Annotated in this window: 14 protein-coding genes; 11 read left to right on the forward strand and 3 right to left on the reverse strand. The window is 65.1% G+C overall.

Annotation, left to right across the window (positions count from 1 at the left end):
- Nucleotides 1-69: 69 nt before the first annotated feature.
- On the forward strand, nucleotides 70-1,377 hold the full coding sequence (gene glnT, locus ACZYTC_RS21705; protein WP_441771073.1) for a type III glutamate--ammonia ligase: 1,308 nt from the start codon (nucleotides 70-72) through the stop codon (nucleotides 1,375-1,377).
- A 90-nt stretch (nucleotides 1,378-1,467) separates the two neighbouring features.
- Here glnT and ACZYTC_RS21710 read toward each other — a convergent pair whose 3' ends face one another.
- The gene (locus ACZYTC_RS21710; protein WP_488990504.1) at nucleotides 1,468-3,492 is read right to left on the reverse strand and encodes an FUSC family protein; all 2,025 of its coding nucleotides are present in this window, start codon (nucleotides 3,490-3,492) and stop codon (nucleotides 1,468-1,470) included.
- Between the two features lie 220 nt (nucleotides 3,493-3,712).
- On the opposite strand from ACZYTC_RS21710, the gene ACZYTC_RS21715 reads away from it, so the two are divergent.
- Complete coding sequence (locus ACZYTC_RS21715) at nucleotides 3,713-4,630, forward strand: LysR family transcriptional regulator (protein WP_434958444.1); 918 nt, start codon at nucleotides 3,713-3,715, stop codon at nucleotides 4,628-4,630.
- Nucleotides 4,631-4,639: 9 nt separating this feature from the next.
- On the opposite strand, the gene ACZYTC_RS21720 is transcribed toward ACZYTC_RS21715, so the two are convergent.
- Complete coding sequence (locus tag ACZYTC_RS21720) at nucleotides 4,640-5,590, reverse strand: AEC family transporter (RefSeq protein ID WP_441771076.1); 951 nt, start codon at nucleotides 5,588-5,590, stop codon at nucleotides 4,640-4,642.
- Between the two features lie 432 nt (nucleotides 5,591-6,022).
- Nucleotides 6,023-7,261 (reverse strand): acyl-CoA dehydrogenase family protein, encoded by a 1,239-nt coding sequence (locus tag ACZYTC_RS21725; RefSeq protein ID WP_434958442.1) that lies wholly within the window; start codon nucleotides 7,259-7,261, stop codon nucleotides 6,023-6,025.
- 229 nt (nucleotides 7,262-7,490) lie between these two features.
- On the opposite strand from ACZYTC_RS21725, the gene ACZYTC_RS21730 reads away from it, so the two are divergent.
- The 9 genes from ACZYTC_RS21730 to ACZYTC_RS21770 all read left to right on the forward strand — a co-directional run bounded on the left by ACZYTC_RS21730 (nucleotide 7,491) and on the right by ACZYTC_RS21770 (nucleotide 18,244).
- Complete coding sequence (locus ACZYTC_RS21730) at nucleotides 7,491-8,915, forward strand: LLM class flavin-dependent oxidoreductase (RefSeq protein WP_434958441.1); 1,425 nt, start codon at nucleotides 7,491-7,493, stop codon at nucleotides 8,913-8,915.
- Nucleotides 8,916-8,920: 5 nt separating this feature from the next.
- Entirely contained in the window at nucleotides 8,921-9,691 is a 771-nt protein-coding gene (locus ACZYTC_RS21735) for an ABC transporter ATP-binding protein (protein WP_434958440.1), read from the forward strand.
- A 9-nt stretch (nucleotides 9,692-9,700) separates the two neighbouring features.
- The gene (locus ACZYTC_RS21740) at nucleotides 9,701-10,582 is read left to right on the forward strand and encodes a branched-chain amino acid ABC transporter permease (protein WP_434958439.1); all 882 of its coding nucleotides are present in this window, start codon (nucleotides 9,701-9,703) and stop codon (nucleotides 10,580-10,582) included.
- A gap of 2 nt (nucleotides 10,583-10,584) precedes the next feature.
- Entirely contained in the window at nucleotides 10,585-11,652 is a 1,068-nt protein-coding gene (locus ACZYTC_RS21745) for a branched-chain amino acid ABC transporter permease (protein WP_434958438.1), read from the forward strand.
- A gap of 102 nt (nucleotides 11,653-11,754) precedes the next feature.
- Nucleotides 11,755-13,113 carry an ABC transporter substrate-binding protein gene (locus ACZYTC_RS21750; RefSeq protein WP_488990505.1) on the forward strand — a complete coding sequence of 453 codons (1,359 nt, stop codon included), beginning with the start codon at nucleotides 11,755-11,757 and terminating at the stop codon, nucleotides 13,111-13,113.
- Between the two features lie 195 nt (nucleotides 13,114-13,308).
- Entirely contained in the window at nucleotides 13,309-14,076 is a 768-nt protein-coding gene (locus tag ACZYTC_RS21755; protein ID WP_488990506.1) for an ABC transporter ATP-binding protein, read from the forward strand.
- 226 nt (nucleotides 14,077-14,302) lie between these two features.
- Nucleotides 14,303-15,064, forward strand: a complete 762-nt coding sequence (locus ACZYTC_RS21760; RefSeq protein ID WP_434958435.1) for a FadR/GntR family transcriptional regulator — start codon at nucleotides 14,303-14,305, stop codon at nucleotides 15,062-15,064.
- A gap of 98 nt (nucleotides 15,065-15,162) precedes the next feature.
- Complete coding sequence (locus ACZYTC_RS21765; RefSeq protein ID WP_488990507.1) at nucleotides 15,163-16,146, forward strand: substrate-binding domain-containing protein; 984 nt, start codon at nucleotides 15,163-15,165, stop codon at nucleotides 16,144-16,146.
- 202 nt (nucleotides 16,147-16,348) lie between these two features.
- Nucleotides 16,349-18,244, forward strand: coding sequence for a sugar ABC transporter ATP-binding protein (locus ACZYTC_RS21770; protein WP_488990508.1), 1,896 nt, complete (start codon nucleotides 16,349-16,351; stop codon nucleotides 18,242-18,244).
- Nucleotides 18,245-18,259: the final 15 nt, after the last annotated feature.

The following is an 18,259-nucleotide window of genomic DNA, read 5'->3' on the forward strand; positions in this document are numbered from 1 at the left end:
AAGCCATCGGAAATGACAGAATACCTCATAAATCAAAACGATAGACATCCCGAACCAGGAACTTTGACCATGACCCAGGATTTGGCGACGCTCGCTAGGGAAAAAGGCATTCGCTATTTTATGATTTCCTATACGGACCTGTTCGGCGCCCAGCGTGCCAAGCTGGTTCCGGCAGCAGCGATCGCCGACATGCAGAAGGACGGTGCCGGTTTTGCCGGCTTTGCCACCTTTCTGGACCTGACACCGGCCCATCCCGATCTTTTCGGCCTGCCCGATCCCAGCGCCGTCATCCAGCTGCCCTGGAAGAAGGAGGTTGCCTGGGTCCCCGCCGATTGCGTCATGGAAGACAAGCATGTCGGCCAGGCACCGCGCGTGGTGCTCAAGAACGTCATGGCCAATGCGGCCAAGGAAGGGCTCTATGTGAAGACCGGCGTCGAGGCCGAGTTCTTCCTGATCGATGCCGACGGCACGGCCATCTCCGATGCCATGGATTGCGCCGCCAAGCCCTGCTACGACCAGCAGGCCCTGATGCGCCGCTATGATATCATCGCCGAGATCTGCGACTACATGCTGGAGCTCGGCTGGGGTCCCTATCAGAACGATCACGAGGACGCCAACGGCCAGTTCGAAATGAACTGGAACTTCGACGACTGCCTCATCACGGCCGACCGGCACTCCTTCTTCAAGTTCATGGTGCGCTCGGTGGCCGAAAAGCACGGCCTGCGCGCCACCTTCATGCCCAAGCCCTTCATGGGGCTGACCGGCTCGGGCTGCCATGCTCATATCTCGGTGTGGGACGAGACCGGCAAGGTCAACATGTTCTACGACAACAAGGACGAGATGGGCCTGTCGCGGCAGGGCTATCACTTCCTTGGCGGCATCATGAAGCACGCCGAAAGCCTGTCGGCGATCACCAATCCGACCGTGAACTCCTACAAGCGCATCAATGCGCCCCGCACCATCTCCGGCGCGACCTGGGCGCCGAATTCGGTGACCTGGACCGGCAACAATCGCACCCACATGGTGCGCGTGCCCGGCAAGGGGCGCTTCGAGCTGCGCTTGCCGGACGGTGCCGCCAACCCCTATCTGATGCAGGCAGTGATCGTCGCGGCCGGCCTCGACGGTATCCATTCCAAGGCCGATCCCGGCAAGCGCTACGACATCGACATGTACCAGCAAGGCCATACCGTGACCGACGCGCCCAAGCTGCCGCTGAACCTGCTCGACGCCCTGCGCAATTTCGACGGGGACGAGTCGCTGAAAGCCGCTCTGGGCAATGACTTCTCGGCTGCCTATCTCAAGCTCAAGCGTCAGGAGTGGAACAGCTACGCCAGCCATCTGACCCAGTGGGAGCGCGACCACACGCTCGACATCTGATTGCCGCGGGCAGACCAGAAACACCAAGGGCGCCGGAACCATCCGGCGCCCTTCTTTTTTGGAATGGCTCGCAGAGGCCTGTGCTGCCTTTCACCCCTTCAGAAACGCGGCCTGTTCGGTGGCTTCGCGCGCGATTTCCTGCAGCAGCACGGCGCCTCGATGCAACTCGCGCGAGGCAGGGCTGCCAGTCCGCCTGGCCTGCCGCATCAGATGCGCCGCCGCCTGCCGGGCGGCCCGTGCCAGGATGTGCGGATCGGCGGCGGCAAGGCGGCGCAACACGGCGCGAACCGGTCGCATGGTGCCTTTGCGGGTCTGCGCCAGCCGGTCGAGATCCATGGCGGCCGCGCCGATGGTCAGGCTTGCCAGCATGCCGGCCATGTCCCGATCCATCACAGCGGCGGGCAGGGTTTTTTCGGCCGCAAGCTGCCGGCCGAAACGGTCGGCGGTCCGGCTGAACCATTCCGCCGCGGTCCAGAACCCCGGGGTGCTGCCGATCAGGGAGAGATCGCGCCGGATGGCCCGGTGCAGGCGGCGTCGCGTCGCCTGGACATTCGGCGGGAACAGCAAGGCGAAAGCCAGCGTGCCGCAGGCGATGCCGGCCACCAGTGTCATGCCGCCGTTGAAGAAACCGGCGGCTTCAGTACGGACTTCGTTGCTCGGCCCGACGAGGTCCCAGAAGAAGATGGCAAAGCTCGCGGCGGGGGCCGCCGTGCGTGGATGGCGCATGGCGATCCCGGCGGGAACCATGAACAGGCTGACCAAGGCAGCGAGCAAGGGAAAGCTCGAAATCATCGGGATCAGCGCGAAATTGCAGATGGCGCTGGCGGCAAAGGCCCAGCCTGTACCCTTCAGGAAGCCGAGACCGGCGGCAACCGGATTGTCCCGCGTAGCGAACAGGGCGCAGACCACGCTGACGATGGTGACGAAACCCGAGCCGGTGGGCGCTGCCGTCAGGATCCAGGCGGCCGAGGCGAGCAGGACGGCCGCAATAGCACGGATGCCGTTATGCAGCGCAGCGGTCAAGTCGATGTGGAAGGCGAAGTCGAGGCGCGAGGGAGGCGGTTCCGGGCGGGCCAGGAGAGCCTGGCGCGCAAGGGCCGTCTGCAGGGAAGAGAGCAGCGCATCGAGCCTGTCATACAGGAACAGCCGCTCGTTCCCGCCTTCGCCTCGATCATCGGAGCAGGCGAAGGCTGCACCAAGGCCCCCGCGCAAGGCGGCAATTGGGGTCTGCTCGTTGGTGCTGCCATTGGCGACGGCCTGCAGCAGGGCGGAAATTTCAGCCAGGAGAATACCGCTCTGGCCGTCCCGCCGGGCCAGATAGTCCCGCAGGCTGTGCGCGGCGGCGAGCTGGGCCACGGTTGCGCTCGCAGCTGCGCGCACATGCCCGAGAGCGCCACGTGCGACAGCGGAGGCGGACGCGGCATATTCGGCCGTGGTGTCCAGGGCCAGGGCCTTGGCGAAGAGGCGCTGCAGCGCCGGTGTTGCCGCCGCCTCGCCGCCGAGGGCACGGGCGCAGATACCGGCGGCTTGCCGGATATAGGCGTCGAGGCCTGCGCGGACATCGTCCAGGGGCCGGGAGGGAGCAAGGATGGCGCTCAGCGTTGCCTCCACCCCGATGCCGAGCAGGATGTAGATAAGGCGCGCCTCGGCGACGTCGAAGATCTGCGAGGGGTTGGCAGCCGCATCCAGGGTGATGATCGCCGCGGTATAGCCGGCCAGCACGGCGCCATAGGCGCGGAAATTCCGCAGCGCCGTGGCGACGCCGGTGCACAGCCCGACCCAGACGGCGAGCGCGCAGAGAAGCAATTCCGGCGCCTGGGCGAACAGCGCTGTGAGGGAGACAGCGATGCCCGTTCCCGCGAAGGTGCCGAGGACGCGATAGCGCGCCTTCGACAGCGTCATGCCGCGGCTGCCCTGGGCCACGATCCACACCGTCATGGCCGCCCATTTCGGGCTGTCCAGATTGATCAGGAAGGCGATGTAGAGCGCGATCAGCGAGGCAGCCGTCGTTCGCAACGCAAACGCGATGCTGCTCCAGCTGGTGCCGGGCGGTGCCTGGGTCAGCCGCGTCCAGAAGGGCGTCGGCCCATGCGTGGACGTGGACAGGGCGGTCATGGGAGCGCTTATAGCGCGGGGCCGGGAATGGAATAACTATGGCTATCTGGCAAAAACTATTGCTGAATATGGAATAATGCCGAGAGTCATTGAAAATGACTCTCGGCACCTTCTGGTGGTTTTCGCCAAATCTTTGATTTGATGTCGAAGACCACCAGGTGTCCAAGCCGAGAATGCGTCAGCATTTTCGAGGCTTGGCAGGATTCCATTGGAGTGCCGATTGCACAATCTCCAGAGCCTTTGGATCTTTCTGCGCGTGGTCGAAAGAGGCGGTTTCACCGCTGCGGCGAGCCAGCTCGGTCTGCCGCTCAGCACGGTGAGCCGGCGTGTCACGGCGCTCGAGGAAGATCTCGGCGTGCGCCTGCTCAACCGGACGACGAGGCGCGTGTCGCTCACCGAAGCCGGACGGGATTTCTATGAGCGCTGCAGCCTCGCGGAGGAGATCCTGGAGGAAGCCGATCTGTCGGTCCGCGCCTTGAGGATCGAACCGGAGGGCACGCTGCGGCTGCTGGTTCCCTATGCCCTTGGCCTGATTGCGCTGGAGCCGGCCCTGGAAGAGTTTCGGCGCCGCTATCCCAGGATCAGGCTGGCGCTGACCTTCGATAACCATCCGCTCGATCTGGTGGAACATGGTTTCGACGTGGCGCTGCGGACTGGCGTTCTGCCCGATTCAAGCTATGTCGCCCGGCGGCTGGGGCGATCACGGGCCCGCCTGCTCGCGAGTCCCGGCTATCTCGATCGGGCGGGGCGCCCCGCCTCGCCGCAGGATCTCTCCGGCCATGCCGTGCTGGCCCATGGCCAGGGCGAGCTCCTGACCACCTGGCGGCTGAGAAGCAAGGCCGGAAGCGAAGTCGAGGTCGCCGTCCGCCCGATCCTGATGTCGAACGAATCCGACACCATCATCCGCCAGATGCTCAAGGGCGCCGGCATTGCCCTGGTGTCCACCCGGCTGATGGCCAATCGGGCGGGAGACCAGCCCTTCGAGATCGTCCTACCGGACTGGCATCGGGCCGAGGATGCCGAAGTCTGGGCGCTCTATTCCAAGCGCGCCACGCGTGACCGCAAGATACAGGCCTTCGTCGAATTCGCGGCCGAGATCTTCGCGCCCTGGACCCGGAATCCAGACGAGGAGGTCTGAGGAGACGCCTCAACCCAGCAGCGCGGTAGCGATCTCGAGCCAGAGCGCGGTGGTCACCACGGAAAACGCCGTCGCGATGGTGATCTGGTTGGAAGCCAGGGATTGCTCCGTCTTGAGCTGGATCGCGATCAAATAGGAGTTCACGCCCGACGGCAGGCTCGCCGCAGCCACGGCCACCTTGGCCGGGAAGGGCGGCAAGCCGAACAGCCAGGCTGCGCCGAGGGCCACCGCCGGCATCAGCAGCAGTTTCAGGCCGGACAGGACCAGCGCCGGCTTGAGATTGCCGGTTAGCCCGAACTTCTTCAGGCCGAGGCCCATGGCGAACAGGGCGATCGGCCCGGCCACATCGGCGAGAGCATCGACGAAGCGATTGGCGATAGCAGGCAGGGGAAGCCCGCCCGCCCGCCAGGCCAGGCCGGCGAAGATGCCGATGATCAGGGGATTGGTGAGCAGCCTGCCCAGGAAGTCGCGGATAACAGCCAGGGGATGCAGCGGCTCCTGGCGCCGTGGCCCGAGCCAGTGGAACAGCAGGATCGAGGCCATCAGCATGGTAGGCAGATGCACCGAGATGATCAGAGACAGGATCTCGAAGCCTTCATTGCCGAAGACGCCGAGCATGAAGGGAATGCCGAGCAGCACCAGATTGGAGAAGGCGGCGGAGACGCCGCCGATCACCCCGGCCTGGCCATCGCGCCGGAACAGGCGGGTGGTCGCGAGATGGCCGGCGATCCAGGCCACGATGACGGCGGTGAAATAGGTGGCCCATAACTGCCAGGGTGCCGAGCCGTGGAAGCTCGAGGTGACCATGGTGCGGAACAGCAGCAGCGGCAGTGCCACGCGGACGGCGAAATCGGAAAGGGCGTCGCCGGTCTCGGGTTTGAGATAGCCGCTCGCCCCCGCGCCATAGCCGAGCGCGACCAGGCCGAAGACGAACAGCACGGTTTCGACCAGAGGCGACATCGGCTCCTTGGGGCTTTCGAGTAGCGGCGTGGCGCCGCCTCATTCTGTCCCAAGATCTCGCAATGCCCGGTGATTCCGTCAAATGGCGAGCGGAAATGGTTGGCTCCCCGAAGGCCGTCGAACCAGTCTTTATGTTCGATTCAGGCCGGCTGACGTGGCGTCTCGATTGACCGAGTAAGGCGAAGAAATCCTTCCCCGGTTTCGGGGAAGGTGGACCGGCAGAGCCGGGCCGGATGGGGGCGAGTGGCGCGATTTTGCAACTATGCAGCCTCCGCAGCGCCACTCTCCCCCTACCGTCGCTGCTGCGCAGCGCCACCTTCCCCGAACCCGGGGAAGGATGTCTGCGCTCTTTCTTGAGGGCTCAAGCGATGTGCCTATGCCGGCGCTGGTGAGTACAGTGAGGTGGCGTCTGTTTGGGGCGCTTTCGCCCCTTCACACCTGCCCGATGCGCCATTGATAGGGCGGCGGCGTGCCGTTGACGGCAAAGTCCCCGATGATCCGGTCCTTGTAGATGCGCGGATTATGCGAGGAGAGCGTGCGTGCATTGCGCCAGTGGCGGTCGAGAGCGGCGGAGCGCAGCGTGGCGGAGGCGCCGAGCGCGTCGAAAACGATGGTGGAGGCATCGAGGATCAGGGTGGTGACCACGGTCTGGGCCTGCGCCACCTCGAGCTCGGCGATGGCATTCGCCTCTTCCTCCGCCGCGGCGTCGCCGGCAAAGCGGGTATCGAAGGCGCGCTGCACGGCTTCGGCGGCCTTGAGCACGATGGCGCTGGCGCAATAGGCCGCGCCGCGGATCCGGCCGACCACCTGCAGTACCTGGGCATCCTCGCTGGGACGCGGGGAGGGGGCGTTGGAATAGCTGCGGCGGCGGGCCTTCACCGCCTTGGCGACGTCGTCGCTGGCGGCGCGACCGATACCCGCGAGCGTCGCCAGATGCACGAGCTGATAGAAGGCGGCCGAATACTTGAAGCGGTCATCGTCGATGACGACATCGGCGGGGTCGACGGGCGCGTCGGTGAAGGTGGTGGTGCCGCTGGCGGTGAGGATCTGGCCGAAACCGTCCCAGTCGTCGATCACGTCAACACCCGGGGCATGGCGGGCAACCACCGCGGAAAGCGACTGGCCTTCCTCACCACTGGCGCCGATATCGATCCAGTCGGCGAAGAGGGAACCGGTCGTGTAATATTTGGCACCCGTGACGGAAGCGGCCTTGCCGTCCCCGAGCTTCACGATGGTGGAGAAGGCCGCCTGCTTGGCTTCGCCGATCTCCGTCCAGGCACTGCCGGCGATCTCCCCGCGGGAGAGGCGCGGCAGCCAGCGGTCGCGGCGATCCTGCGCGCGGGCGTTGATGATGTCCTCGGCAAAGCCGAAATGGGCGCGCAGGGCCTGCGTGACGTTGGAATCGGCGTGAGACAGCTCGATCAGCAGGGCGAAGAGCTGTGGCAGGTTGGCGCCGAAGCCTCCCTCCTTCTCCGGCACACGCAGGGCGCCGAAGCGGGCATCCTTGAGCCAGCCGATCGGCTCGTGCGGCAAGGTCCGATTGAGTTCCCGTTCGACGGCGCCCTCGCGGATGCGATCGAAAACCGGGCGGAAACTGGCGGCGAGTTCCTCATAGTTGCGACCTGGCCCATTGCCCCAACCCGCCGTCACTGTCGATGCCTTCTGTGTCATCTATCTGATTCTCTTAGCTTTTATCGAACGATCCGATACCGGCGCGGCTGCCTGCCCAGTCTGCCGTAGCATCGATCCGGACTATTTTGTATATATTCTCTATAAAAATACTAGACATTTAGTTTGGAGGGCGTTTTCATACGCCCTGACCGATGCGGTAGCCGGGTGCGGCCCCGCCGCTGTTTCAAAGCCGCGGCGCTGCCGCTGTTTTCAGATGTGGAGATTGGGAATGCCCCGCCAGATACGCTTCAACGCCTTCGACATGAATTGCGTGGGCCACCAATCGCCGGGCCTGTGGGCGCATCCGCGCGATAAATCGTGGAAATACAAGGATCTCGACTACTGGCAGGATCTGGCGCGGACGCTGGAGAAGGGCATCTTCGATGGCATCTTCATCGCAGACGTCATCGGTTATTACGACGTCTACAAGGGCTCGAACTACCACGCCCTCCACCAGGCGGCGCAGATCCCGGTCAACGATCCTCTCCAACTGGCGGCGCCGATCGCGCTGGCCACCGAGCATCTGGGCATCGGCATCACCGCATCGACCTCCTTCGAGCATCCCTATACCTTCGCCCGGCGCCTCGCCACGGCCGATCATCACTCCAAAGGGCGCGTCGGTTGGAACATCGTCACCTCCTATCTGGAGAGCGGGGCCAAGAATATCAGCCAGGGCGGCCTGCGCCAGCACAACAACCGCTACGAGGTCGCCAGCGAATATGTCGAGGTGCTCTACAAGCTCCTGGAAGGCTCCTGGGAGGAAGGGGCGGTGCGGCGCGACCGTGAAAACCGCATCTTCACCGATCCCGACAAGGTCCATGAGATCGGCCACAAGGGCAAATATTTCGAGGTGCCCGGCTACCAACTTACCGAACCCTCGCCGCAACGCACGCCGGTGCTCTACCAGGCCGGTGCCTCGGGGCCGGGCAAGGCCTTTGCCGCGGGCCACGCCGAATGCGTCTTCGTGGCGGCGCCGACCAAGTCGCTGCTGAAGGCCTATGTCGCCGATATCCGCCGCCAGGCCGCGGCTGCCGGCCGAGATCCGCGCAAGATCCTGATCTACAACCTCACCACGGTGATCGTCGACGAGACCGAGGCCAAGGCTCAGGCCAAGTTCAAGGACTATGAATCCTATACGTCCTATGATGGCTCGCTGGTCTTCCTCTCCGGCTGGAGCGGCATCGATTTCGGCCAATATGCGCCCAGCGATCCGATCAAGAAGGTCGAGACCAACGCCATCATCTCGGTGGTCGAGCATTTCGCCGGCGAGGACAAGACCTGGACCATGGAGGAGCTGGCGCGCTGGGGCGGCATTGGCGGCCTCGGCCCGGTTTTCGTCGGTTCGGCTTCCCATATCGCCGATACGCTGCAGGAATGGGTCGAGGAGACCGATGTCGACGGCTTCAACCTCGCTTATGCGGTGACGCCCGAGAGCTTCGAGGACGCCGTCGGCTATCTCGTGCCGGAGCTGCAGAAGCGCGGGGCCTATCCCACCGCCTACAAGCCGGGCACCCTTCGCGAGAAGCTGTTCGGCGAAGGTCCCTATCTGCCGGCCAGCCATCCCGCCCATGCCTATCGCGACATTGAAGCCGTGAAGCGCCGCGAGGCTGACGAACGCGAGGCCGGTGTCTCCCGCCTCGCCACCGGACGGTGATGCCGATGCCGGCGCCTCTCCTGCAGCTTCAGGACGTCTCCTTGTCTTTCAAGGGCGTCAGCGCCCTGAGCCGGCTGAGCTTTTCGGTCGAGCAAGGGGAGATCTGCGCGCTGATCGGGCCCAACGGCGCCGGCAAGAGTTCCCTCCTCAATGTGATCAACGGTGTCTACCGGGCCGACGAAGGCGATGTCGTTTTCGACGGCGCCAGATTCGAGGCTATTCATCCCTACAAGGCGGCTCATCTCGGCATTGGCCGGACCTTCCAGCACAATGCCTTGTTCGACCGGCTGAGCGTCGTCGAAAACGTCAAGGCGGGGCTGGCGCGCTGGGGCCGCGCGACCTTTGTGGAGAATATCTTCCGGGTAGGGCGGGATGCGGCGGAGCGCTGGCGCTTCGAAGCGCGGACACATGAGATCCTGGCTTTTCTCGGCCTGGAGCGCCATGCCAACACGATCGTATCCACATTGCCCTATGGCCTGCAGAAGCGCGTCGACCTCGCCCGCGCTTTGGCGGCCTGGCCGAAATTGCTGCTCCTGGACGAGCCCATGGCCGGCATGAACCAGGAGGAAAAGCAGGCGATGAGCCGGCTCATCGCCGATGTGAACCTCAAGCTTGGCACCACCGTCGTGCTGATCGAGCACGATATCGGCATTGTCATGGGCCTCGCCCACCACGTCGTCGTGCTCGATTACGGCCGCAAGGTCGGCGATGGCACGCCCGATGCTGTGCGCGAAAATCCCGATGTCATCGCCGCCTATCTCGGCACGGTTCACTGAGGGATCGCCATGACCTTCTTCCTCGAAACCCTGATCGGCGGCCTGCTGGCCGGTGTGATGTACGGCCTGGTCGCGATCGGCTTCGTGTTGATCTACAAGGCCTCCGGCGTCTTCAATTTTGCTCAAGGGTCCATGCTGCTGTTCGCCACGCTCACTTTCGTGACGCTGGTCGAGCGCGAGGTGCCGTTCTGGGCGGCGATCCTGCTGACCGTCGCGGTGATGGTGCTCGGCGCGGTGCTGATCGAGCGCCTGGTCCTGCGGCCTCTGGTCAATCGCGATGCGCTGACCCTGTTCATGGCGACCCTCGGCCTCACCTTCGTGATCGAGGGGCTGGCGCAATTGCTGATGGGCTCGGACGTGCACATGCTCGACCTCGGCATTGACGACGTGCCGATCTCGGTCGCGGGCCTCTCGATCAGCCAGTTCGATCTCTTCGTCTCCGGCGGCGCCCTCGTCCTGGTCGTGGTGCTTTCCATCCTGTTCGACCGCACCCGCATGGGCATTTCGCTGAGGGCCGTCGCCGACGACACGCTCGCCGCCCAGTCGATCGGCATCCGCCTGCCGACGATCTGGCGCATCGTCTGGAGCGTGGCCGGCATCGTCGCTCTGGTCGCCGGGCTGGTCTGGGGCGCCCGGCAGGGTGTGCAATATTCGCTGTCGCTGGTGACGCTGAAGGCCCTGCCGGTGCTGATCATCGGCGGCTTCTCCTCCGTGCCGGGTGCCATCGTCGGCGGCCTTCTGGTCGGCGCTGCCGAAGCCCTGGCCGACATCTATCTGGGGCCGCTGCTGCAGGGCAGCGTGTCGACCTGGTTCGCCTATATCCTCGCCGTGGCCTTCCTGCTGGTGCGTCCGGCGGGGCTGTTCGGCGACCGCGCTATCGAAAGGGTCTAGCGATGTCCCTCCTATCGCAATCCGGCGAAGGCCTTGTCCTGACTCAGGGGCGCAGCCTCAATCCCCGAATCTTCGCCGTCGCGGGCGCGCTGGCGGCAGCCTTCGTGGTCGTGCCCCTCCTCGCCAGCGATTACTGGCTTTCCTCCATCATCATCCCCACCCTCGTGATGGGCGTGGCCGGCCTCGGCCTCAACCTCCTGATGGGCTATACCGGGCTGGTGTCGCTCGGCTCTGCCGCCTTCATGTCGGTCGGCGCCTTTGCAAGCTACAATCTCCTGCTGCGCGCCCCGTTGCTGCCGCTGCCTGTGGTGCTGGTGCTGGCAGGCCTGATCGCGGCGGCGGCGGGCATCGTCTTCGGCCTGCCGAGCCTGCGCATCAAGGGCTTCTATCTCGGCGCCTCGACGCTGGGCGCCCAGTTCTTCTTCGAATGGCTGTTCACCAACTACAACTGGTTTTCGAATGGCAGCCAGTCCCTCACCGTCTCGGCGCCGCGGCTACAATTCCTCGGCCATGACCTCTCCTCGGCCACCGGGCGCTATCTCCTGGTGGCGGTGACGGCGGCCGCGCTGATCGCCTTTGCCCATGCGGTGGTCAAGAGCCGCGTCGGACGCGAATGGATGGCGATCCGCGACATGGACACGGCCGCCTCGGTGATCGGCATCCATGTCGCCAGCCGCAAGCTCCTGTCCTTTGCCATCAGCTCCTTCGTCTGCGGCATTGCCGGCGCGCTCTGGGCCTTCGGCTATCTCGGCACGGCGGACGCCCATGCCTTCAACCTGGACAAGTCCTTCCAGGTGCTGTTCATCGTGCTGATCGGCGGCACCGCCACCCTTGCCGGCAATTTCCTTGGCGCAGCCTTCATCGTGCTGATGCCGATCCTGCTCGACCGCCTCGCCCCGCTCACCGGCCTGCAGTTCCTGGCGGACCAGGGGGCGCTCGCCAATATCCAGCACATCATCTTCGGCGTGATCATCATCGCGCTGCTGATCAAGGAACCGGAAGGACTCGCTCGCCTGGTGAGGCGGATCCGCTTGCCGCGGCGGCGGTCGGCAGCCACGACCGGGGACTGAACAAGCCTCCCCAACAGATTTGCATCCCGGAAGGGCGGAAGCGTTTTCCGCCAAAGGGAGAGCTTTGCCCTCGAACATCCCAACCGAATGGAGACGAACCGGATGTCATCCTCCCTCATCAAGGCCCTCGCACTGGCGACCGGGCTCGGCTTTGCAGGTGTTGGCCTGGCCGCTCTTGCGGCCGCCGGCCCCGCTGCGGCCCAGGACCACAAGAATGAGCAGCTCTATCCGCTCTTCACCTATCGTACCGGTCCCTATGCGCCCTCTTTCATCCCCTTCGGCGCCGGAAACCGGGACTATTTGACCTATATCAACGAGGTCGAAGGCGGGGTCGACGGCGTCAAGATCCTGATCCAGGAATGCGAGACGGCCTATACGATCGAGCGGGGCATCGAATGCTACGAGCGCTACAAGAACGGCTATGACGGCGCGCCGACGGCGGCGATCTATCCCCACTCCAGCGGCCTGGACGTGGCGCTCACCGACAAGGCGCGCATCGACAAGGTGCCGATCGTCTCACCGGGCGGCGGCCAGAACATCGCCACCGACGGGCGGGTCTTTCCCTATCAATATCCGCTGATCTTCGACTATTGGAGTGAAGCCCAGATTATCGTCGACTATATCGCCCAGAAATCAGGCGGCTACGACAAGCTCAAGGGCGTCAAGATCGCCACGCTCTATCACGACTCCGGCTATGGCCGCGATACGATCGAGCCGCTTGGCATTCTCGCCAAGAAATACGGCTTCACCGACATCCAGATCCCGGTACCCCACCCCGGCGAGCAGCAGCAGGCGCAGTGGCAGCAGATCCGCAGTGCGGGTGCCGACTGGGTGTTCCTGCGCGGCTGGGGCGTGATGACGCCGGTGGGGATCAAGACGGCCGCGCGCGTGGGGTTCCCGGCCGATCGCATCATCGGCGACATCTGGAGCGGCTCGGAGGACGATGCCCGCCCGGCCGGCGGCGCCGCCAAGGGCTATCTCGCCGTCTCGGTGTTTCCGCCCGGAACCGACTACGCTATCCTCAAGACGCTGAAGGAGAAGATCGTCGACGCCGGCAAGAGCGATCTCAAGGACAAGAGCAAGTTCGGCACGGTCTACTACAATTACGGGGTGATCGAGGCGATCACCTTCGTGGAGGCCCTGCGCGTCGGCCACAAGAAGTTCGGAAACCGCCCCCTCACCGCTGAGGAGGGCCGCTGGGCCCTGGAAAACCTCAACATCGATGACAAGCGCATCGCCGAACTGGGCGCGCAGGGCCTGATCTCCCCCCTCAAGACCTCGCCGGCGAACCACAAGGGCGAGACCGTCGCGGCCAAGATCATCCAGTGGGATGGCAAGTCCTGGACCACGCTGACAGACTGGATCAAGGCCGATGCCTCGCTCTTTGCCGAGACCACCCGCGCCAAGGCCGCTGCCTATGCCCAGGAGAAGGGCATCACGCCGGTGGCCGAGACCAACTGAGCGGGCCGGGCCTGCCCGGACACGAAAAAGCACGAACCTTTGTCATGCCCGGGCTTGACCCGGGCATCCAGAAACCCGGTGCCGAAAGGCTGGCTGCATTGCCGGGGCAAGCCGGGAATGAAAAAGGTCGCGCTTGTTCCGGAATGGCCCCGCTCAACACGACGACGGGACGTCGCCCTCGGGGAGATAGATGCGATGAACGAACCATCCGCGGCGCTGCGCGCAAACGACATTCTCGCCGTCGCAGGCATCGAGGTGCATTACCAGGCAATCCTGGCTGTCAGGGACGTGTCCCTCACCGTCGGTGATGGCGCCGTGGTCGCGCTGCTCGGCGCCAATGGTGCGGGCAAATCGACCACGCTGAAAGCGATCTCCAACCTGCTCGGGCCGGAACGAGGTACCGTCACGCGCGGCAGCATCAACTGGCGGGGCGAACCGGTCAGCCGCCTGACGCCGTCCGTACTGGTGGCCCGCGGCGTGGTGCAGGTGCTGGAAGGGCGCCACTGCTTTCCCCAGCTCACGATAGAGGAGAATCTTCTTTCCGGCGCCTTCCTGCGTCGCCCGGGGCGGCGGCAGATCGCCCAGGATCTCGAGCAGATCTATGCCTGGTTCCCCCGCCTGAAGCATAAGCGCCGCACCAAGGCCGGCCTGACCTCCGGGGGCGAGCAGCAGATGGCGGCGATCGGGCGAGCCTTGATGACCAAGCCGAAACTGGTACTGCTCGACGAGCCTTCCATGGGCCTCGCACCGATCGTGGTGCAGGAGATCTTCGAGATTATCCGCACGCTCAATCGCGAGCAGGGGGTGAGCTTCCTGGTGGCCGAGCAGAACGCCGCGCTGGCGCTGCGCCACGCCGATTATGGCTATATTCTCGAGAACGGCCGCGTCGCCGCTTCCGGACTGGCCGCTGACCTCGCGGCGCGCGAGGATGTGAAGGCCTTCTATCTCGGCGGTGCCAAGTAGGTTCCCGAGATTGGACAGGGTTCCAGGCAGAGGCAAATTCTTTACCCTCCCCCCTCCAGGGGAGGGTAAAGAATTTGCGCTGTGATCCCAGGCTCATCTCGCCGCCCCCCACTCGTCAGACCATTACCCATCTACCGCTTGACAGCCTGCCGAAAACTTGGCCTAACTGGTCTGCTGGCTGGTCCAGTAGATCAGATGCCGAGCGTCGTTCCCAAGCGCCATTCCGATGACCCTGCCCACTGCCCTTTCGGTGTTCGAACGCGTGCCCGAGCTGCGCCACGGCGTGGTCAGGCGCAATGTGCGCGAACTGGTCGCCGACAAGATCGCCTCCCTGATTGCGGCGGGCATGCTGCAGGTCGGCGAGACCCTGCCGAGTGAGCGCGATCTCGCCGCGGCCCTGCAGGTCAGCCGCGAGACGGTGCGCGGGGCGCTACAGACCCTGGCCGCCCGCGACATCATCGCCATTTCGCAAGGCGCGCGCACCCGCGTGCTCAGTGCCGAGGTCGGTTCGCTGGCGATTGGTGCGCGCGAGCCGAAACTGATCAATAGCTACGATATCGAGGCCATCCATGCCGCCCGCCTGCTGGTGGAGCGCCCGGTGGTGGAAGAGGCGGCGCGGCGCATCGACGACGAGACCCTGGTCATGCTCGACGCCTCGTTGGAAACGCAGCGCGAGGCCCTCGACGATCCCGTCCGCTTCCTGATCTGCGATCGCGAGTTCCACGCCGCGATCTATCGGTCCTGCGGCAACGATCTCCTCGCTGACTTCGTCGTCGATCTCTATTTCTATGCCATGGCGCACCGGCGCAAGGCCGTGTCGCGGCCCGGCGCAATCGCGCAAAGCTGCCAGGACCATGCCGCCATCCTGGCGGGGCTGCACGCCCGGGATCCCAGGGCTGTCGTCGAAGCCTTCGGCATTCATCTCGACCGGATCTATGCCAGCACGCGCTCCATCCTCGAGGAGGAGGCTGCGCTGTCGCACACGTGAAACGGGCCCGTGAAAGAAGGTCCGGTTTCCAAGACAAAGAGCCTGTAACGGCCGGAAGAGAACCACAGGAGCCGCCCGAGGGCGGGAGGGAGGACAACATGAAGAGAAGAACGTTCCTGCAGCTTGCCGCCGGCGCCGCCTTTGTCGGCACCGGCAGCTTCGGCTTCCAGCCGGCGCGCGCCGCCGGCAAGGACATCGTCTATCTGACGCCGGGTCTCGATTTGCCGTTCTGGCGCTATCTCGCCAAGGGCGTCGAATCTGCCGCCAAGGCCAAGGGCTACGGTTTCCAGGCACTCGATTCCCACAACAGCCCGCAGACGCAGCTGCAGAATGCCCAGGACTCGATTGCCAAGGGCGTGGCGGGTATCGTGATCTCGCCGACCGATTCCTCCACCGCGCCGAGCGTGCTGGCGCTCGCCGCCAAGGCGGGCATCCCGGTGGTGATCGGCGATATCGGCACCAATAGCGGCGACTACGCCTCCTTCATCATCTCCAATAACTATGACGGCGCCAAGGGTGTGGGCGAGGCGCTGGCCGCCGCGCTCAAGGCCAAGGGCTGGGAAGGCGGCTCGGTTGGCCTCATCACCATTTCCCAGGCCCGCAAGAACGGCCAGGCCCGCACCAAGGGCTTCCGGGACGGCCTTACGGCCGGCGGCTGGACCGGCAAGGAGGCGGGGCTGCAGCAGATGCAATCCTATACGACGGACGAGACCTTCAAGTTCACGCAGGACATGCTGACCGCCAATCCGGACATGCGCGGCCTGTTCATCCAGACCGACCAGCCGGCCCTCGGTGCCCTGCGCGCCATCAAGGCGGCACGGCGGGGATCGGACCTGCTGGTCGCGGCCTTCGACGGCATCCCCGAATTCGTCGATCTCCTCAAGTCCAAGCAGATCGTCGCCTCCGGCATGCAGCAGCCCTATCTGATGGGCCAGAAGTCGGGCGAGGCCCTGCTGGCCAAGCTTGCCGGCGGCTCTGTGGAGAAGGAGGTCTCGGTGCCGATCCTGGTGGTGACCAGCGAGAACATCGACAAGGAGCTGCCCATCGTGAAGGAGACGGTGTTCGCCAACGAGATGAAGTGAGCGTTCTTGCCGGTGTTCGGGGGCGGTTTGTCATTGCCGGGCTTGACCCGGCAAGCCAGGCCGTCGGGGGCTGGCGCCGAAACTCTGGATGCCCGGGTCAAGCCCGGGCATGACAAGCGCGGCGCCATTCTCGTTGCCGATCAGACCATGACTTATTCTCAATCGTCACGCTTTCACACCGGAATACCCTCGGATCGATCGTATGAACGTGCAGCCCACTCTCGCGCCGGCGGAGCCTCTACTGGTCGCCACCGGCATCGCCAAGACCTTCGACCGCACCCGCGCTTTGGCGGGGGCTGGCTTCGAGCTGCGCGCGGGTGAAGTCCACGGCCTGCTCGGCGCCAATGGTGCCGGCAAGTCGACGCTGTCCAAGGTGATCTCAGGCCATGTCAGGCCGGACGAGGGGGACCTCGTCTATCGCGGCCGCTCGGTGCGCCTGCGTTCCACCCGCGACGCGCTCGATATCGGCATCGCCATCGTGATGCAGGAGACGAGCCTGGTGCCGGATCTTACCGTCGCCGAGAACATCTTCCTGCCCGAGCTCGGCCGGCCGGGTCGCTTGTCCTATTCGGCGCTGCATCGGCGCGGGGCCGAACTGCTTTCGGTGCTCGGCCAGGGCGATGCGCTACCCCTCGATGTGGAGGTTAGGCGCCTGTCGGCGGCCCAGCGCCAGCTCGTCGAGATCGCCAAGGCGCTCGGCGTCAACGCCAAGCTGATCATTTTCGACGAGCCGACCTCCTCGCTCAGCCCAAGCGAGGTCGAGCGCCTGTTCGACATCATGACGCGGCTCAGGGCGGATGGGCGCGGGCTCGTCTTCGTCTCGCATCGACTCGAGGAAGTCTTCGCCATCACCGATCGCGTCACCATCATGCGCGAGGGGCGCACGGTGGCGGCATCGCTCGCCACCGCCAGCCTGAGCCAGGCCGAACTCATCCGTCACATGGTCGGCCAGGATGTCGGTGCCATCTATGCGCGGGACGCGGCCGGGACGGCCAAGGACGCCCCGGTTGCACTGGAGGTCAAGGGACTGGCGACGCCGCCTCTGGTGCGTGACGTCTCCTTCCAGGTCCGCCACGGCGAGATCCTGGGGCTGGGCGGCCTGGTCGGCGCCGGGCGCTCGGAGACCGTGGAGGCCATTTTCGGCCTGAGGCCGCGTAGTGCGGGCAGCATCCTCGTCGACGGCAAGCCGATCGATCCGCGCAAGCCTGCGCAAGCGGTGAGGGCCGGCATCGGCTTCGTGGCCGAGGACCGGCGGTCCCAGAACATCGTGCCCGATCTGTCGGTGAAGGAGAATTTGCTGCTCGCCCATCTCGGCGCGCACAAGGGCTTCGGCCTCGGCTATCGCAGCCGCGAGAAAGCCGTCGATGCGCTCCTCAAGAGCCTTGGCCTGCCGCCAGACCGGCTGCTCGACGCCAACATGCTCAACTTCTCGGGCGGCATGCAGCAGAAGATCATCATCGCACGCTGGCTGCTGCTCGAGCCGCGCGTGTTGATTCTCGACGAACCCACCAAGGGCGTGGATATCGGCACGCGCGCTTCCATCTATGCCATCCTGCGCGACATTGCCGCCAAGGGCGTCGCCGTGGTGGTGGTGTCTTCCGATTTCGAGGAATTGCTGGGGCTCTCGCACCGTATCGTCGTCATCAGCGACGGCTATAGCGTCGCCGACCTGCCTGCCGATCTGCTCGACGAGGAAAAGCTCACTTTGCTGGCGGCGCCGCGCACCTCGATGGCTGGCAACACCGAGGTCCTGCGCGGCCTCACGGGCGAATGCGGCGGCGCCGGCTTCTGGGCCCTGATCGACCAGGACCGCCTGATCTGCCTCAACCTCGTCATGGCGGACAAGGCGGCGGATCCGGGCTTTGCGGCGGGCGAGGTGAAATCACTGTCCGCGACCTGCATCGCCGCGGCGCTTGCCGGGCGCGAACCCGTCTTCACGCCCGAAGCCGACGGCTCGCGCTCGACCCTGCTCCTGCCGATCATCAGCCCGCGCGGGCACGATCTCGGCTGGGTCGGCCTCACTCTGCCGCAGGGTGCTGCCCTGCCATCGCCCGAAATCGTCCGCAGCCGTGTCGCCAAGCTCGCTGCGACGCTCTGACCTCTCGTTTGCCAA

Source organism: Labrys sp. F242 (assembly GCF_057813875.1).

Coding starts and splice junctions, on each gene's coding strand:
- glnT (WP_441771073.1), top strand. CDS start 70: ATGACCCAGGATTTGGCGACGCTCGCTAGGGAAAAAGGCATTCGCTAT.
- ACZYTC_RS21710 (WP_488990504.1), bottom strand. CDS start 3,492: ATGACCGCCCTGTCCACGTCCACGCATGGGCCGACGCCCTTCTGGACG.
- ACZYTC_RS21720 (WP_441771076.1), bottom strand. CDS start 5,590: ATGTCGCCTCTGGTCGAAACCGTGCTGTTCGTCTTCGGCCTGGTCGCG.
- ACZYTC_RS21725 (WP_434958442.1), bottom strand. CDS start 7,261: ATGACACAGAAGGCATCGACAGTGACGGCGGGTTGGGGCAATGGGCCA.
- ACZYTC_RS21730 (WP_434958441.1), top strand. CDS start 7,491: ATGCCCCGCCAGATACGCTTCAACGCCTTCGACATGAATTGCGTGGGC.
- ACZYTC_RS21735 (WP_434958440.1), top strand. CDS start 8,921: ATGCCGGCGCCTCTCCTGCAGCTTCAGGACGTCTCCTTGTCTTTCAAG.
- ACZYTC_RS21740 (WP_434958439.1), top strand. CDS start 9,701: ATGACCTTCTTCCTCGAAACCCTGATCGGCGGCCTGCTGGCCGGTGTG.
- ACZYTC_RS21745 (WP_434958438.1), top strand. CDS start 10,585: ATGTCCCTCCTATCGCAATCCGGCGAAGGCCTTGTCCTGACTCAGGGG.
- ACZYTC_RS21750 (WP_488990505.1), top strand. CDS start 11,755: ATGTCATCCTCCCTCATCAAGGCCCTCGCACTGGCGACCGGGCTCGGC.
- ACZYTC_RS21755 (WP_488990506.1), top strand. CDS start 13,309: ATGAACGAACCATCCGCGGCGCTGCGCGCAAACGACATTCTCGCCGTC.
- ACZYTC_RS21760 (WP_434958435.1), top strand. CDS start 14,303: ATGACCCTGCCCACTGCCCTTTCGGTGTTCGAACGCGTGCCCGAGCTG.
- ACZYTC_RS21765 (WP_488990507.1), top strand. CDS start 15,163: ATGAAGAGAAGAACGTTCCTGCAGCTTGCCGCCGGCGCCGCCTTTGTC.
- ACZYTC_RS21770 (WP_488990508.1), top strand. CDS start 16,349: ATGAACGTGCAGCCCACTCTCGCGCCGGCGGAGCCTCTACTGGTCGCC.